The 2,438-nt window shown below is 63.2% G+C and carries 4 protein-coding genes; all 4 read left to right on the top strand.

The features are described from left to right. On the top strand, positions 1-742 hold a 742-nt coding region (locus EOA24_RS34355), incomplete at its 5' end, for an ABC transporter ATP-binding protein (protein ID WP_133374769.1). Between the two features lie 13 nt (positions 743-755). Further along, positions 756-1,631, top strand: a complete 876-nt coding sequence (locus EOA24_RS34350; protein ID WP_126078178.1) for an ABC transporter permease — start codon at positions 756-758, stop codon at positions 1,629-1,631. A gap of 108 nt (positions 1,632-1,739) precedes the next feature. Further along, on the top strand, positions 1,740-2,030 hold the full coding sequence (locus EOA24_RS34345) for a type II toxin-antitoxin system ParD family antitoxin (protein WP_126078177.1): 291 nt from the start codon (positions 1,740-1,742) through the stop codon (positions 2,028-2,030). Then, entirely contained in the window at positions 2,027-2,254 is a 228-nt protein-coding gene (locus EOA24_RS34340) for a type II toxin-antitoxin system RelE/ParE family toxin (protein WP_126078176.1), read from the top strand. The genes EOA24_RS34345 and EOA24_RS34340 overlap by 4 nt, the downstream gene beginning before the upstream one ends. Positions 2,255-2,438 lie beyond the last annotated feature (184 nt).

Genomic DNA, 2,438 nt, shown 5'->3' with positions numbered 1-2,438 from the left:
GAGGACGCCGATCCGCGATTTCACCATGACGGTGGTGCGAGGCGAGTTCGCCTGCGTCGTCGGCCCGACCGGCTGCGGCAAGTCGACCACGCTTAACCTCGTCACCGGTCTCTTGCGTCCAACGACCGGCAATGTCCGCGTCATGGGCAATCCGGTCACCGACATCAGCCGCGACATCGGCTTCGTCTTCCAGGCCGATGCACTGTTTCCCTGGCGCAGCGTCATCGACAATGTCGCTGCCGGTCCGCTCTTCCGTGGCACGCCGAAGGCGCAAGCCTATGAGAAGGCGCGCGACTGGATCGGCCGCGTCGGACTTTCGCGCTTTGAGAAGCATTACCCGCACCAGCTCTCGGGCGGCATGCGCAAGCGCGTGGCGCTGGCCCAGACCTTCATCAACCAGCCCAAGATCCTGCTGATGGACGAGCCGTTCAGCGCGCTCGACATGCAGACCCGCACCGCCATGCAGGACGAGTTGCTGGGCCTGTGGTCGGGACTCAAATCCTCCGTCGTCTTCGTCACGCATGATCTGGAGGAAGCGGTGGCGCTGGCCGACAAGGTCTATGTGCTGACCGCCGGTCCGGGCACGGTGAAGAGCGTCTACCGTATCGACCTGCCGCGCCCCCGCGTCATGGCCGACATCCGTTACGACCCGAAATTCATCGAGATCGCCAAGGTGATCTGGAACGATCTGCGCGAGGAAGTGCAGCTCGGCCAGAGCCGTGGCTTTCAGACCGGCCATTGAAAGGGGAAGCAGCATGACCGCCATCTCTCCTACCGAACAGGCTGCCATCCGCGCGACCTCGATCGTCGCCGCCGAAGCGCAGGCGAGGGTGCGGCTGCGCAAGCGCCATGCCTTGGTTATCGGCCTGCGGCTTGCGATCCTCGTCGTCTTCCTTGGCCTGTGGGAACTTTGCGCCGATTACAGCATCATCGACCCGTTCTTCTTCTCCAGCCCGTCGGGGATATGGGAGCAGATCTGGTCCTGGGTCACCGAGGGCACTTCTCAGGGGCCGCTCTGGCTGCAGATCTATGTGACGCTGGAGGAAACGTTCCTCGGCTTTGCCATCGGCGCGGTCGGCGGCATCGTGGCGGGCATCATCCTCGGCCGCAACAAGCTGCTGGCGGATGTCTTCTCGATCTACATCAAGATCGCCAACTCGGTGCCGCGCGTGGTGCTGGGCTCGGTCTTCATCATCGCGCTTGGCCTCGGCATGGCGTCCAAGGTGGCGCTGGCCGTCGTCATGGTGTTCTTCGTCGTCTTCGCCAACGCCTTTCAGGGTGTGCGCGAGGCCGACAGGGCGATGATCGCCAACGCCCAGATCCTCGGCGCCTCGCCGATGCAGATCACGAGATCGGTCATCATTCCTTCGGCGATGAGCTGGATCCTCGCCAGCCTGCATGTCTCGTTCGGCTTCGCCCTTGTCGGCGCGGTCGTCGGCGAGTTCCTCGGCGCCAAGCAGGGCATGGGCCTCCTGATCTCCACCGCGCAGGGCGCCTTCAACGCCAATGGCGTCTTCGCGGCCATGATCATCCTGGCGGTGATGGCGCTGGTGGTGGAGTTCCTGATCACCCGCTTCGAGAACTATGTGGTGAAGTGGCGCCCGGCGCCATTCAACGAGCAGGGGACGTGATCGATCGCCGCACACCATCATGGTTCGATGTTTGGTGTGCGGCCTTGCCTAAAGTGTATGACAAAGTCATGCACCAGTGCTATATCAAGGGGCATCGAGGAGACGGTCATGCGAAACTCCCAACCCCTGACGATCACACTGCCGCTCGAAATGGCGCAGATGGTGAAAGACAAGGTGGCCTCGGGCGAATACGCCACCGAAAGCGAGGTCATCCGTGATGGCTTGCGCACGCTTGCGGCGCGTGATGCGGCGGTTGAACCTTGGCTGCGCGAGGAAGTCGTGCCGATAATGCGGGATGCGCGCGCCCGTCCCGAGAAGCTGTTGACGGCCGAACAGCTGCGCCGCAATCTCTCTGAGCACATCAACGCGATCGCCGCTAAACCGCGCTCCGGTGCATGAAGTACCAGGTCAGGTTCCACGCTGCCGCCGAGCGAGACATTGCCGAACTGCTGAACCAATTGGCGCCTAAAGCCGGCGTGGAAACGGCATTGCGCTTTGTCGGAGGTCTCATCGACTATTGCCTCGACGTCGCGACATTTCCGGAGCGTGGCATGCGTCATGACGAGATCGCCCCGGGGTTTGCGTACGGTGGGGTGGCGCCGGCGCGCGACGATCGCGTTTGAAATCGTGGATGACAAAGTGATCATCCTGCGGATTCTTTATGCGGGTCGTACGCTCGAACTGCCGGACGAAGAATCGGAACACTGACGCGGCCAGTGGCCTCACGCCAGCGGCAGCCGCACCTCGACCTTGAGCCCGCCGCCGACGGCGTCGCCAAGCGTGACGCTGCCGCCGGCATTCTCGACC

The organism is Mesorhizobium sp. M2A.F.Ca.ET.039.01.1.1, assembly GCF_003998035.1.
Classification (GTDB): domain Bacteria; phylum Pseudomonadota; class Alphaproteobacteria; order Rhizobiales; family Rhizobiaceae; genus Mesorhizobium.
This window is presented reverse-complemented; position numbering and strand designations above follow the sequence as displayed.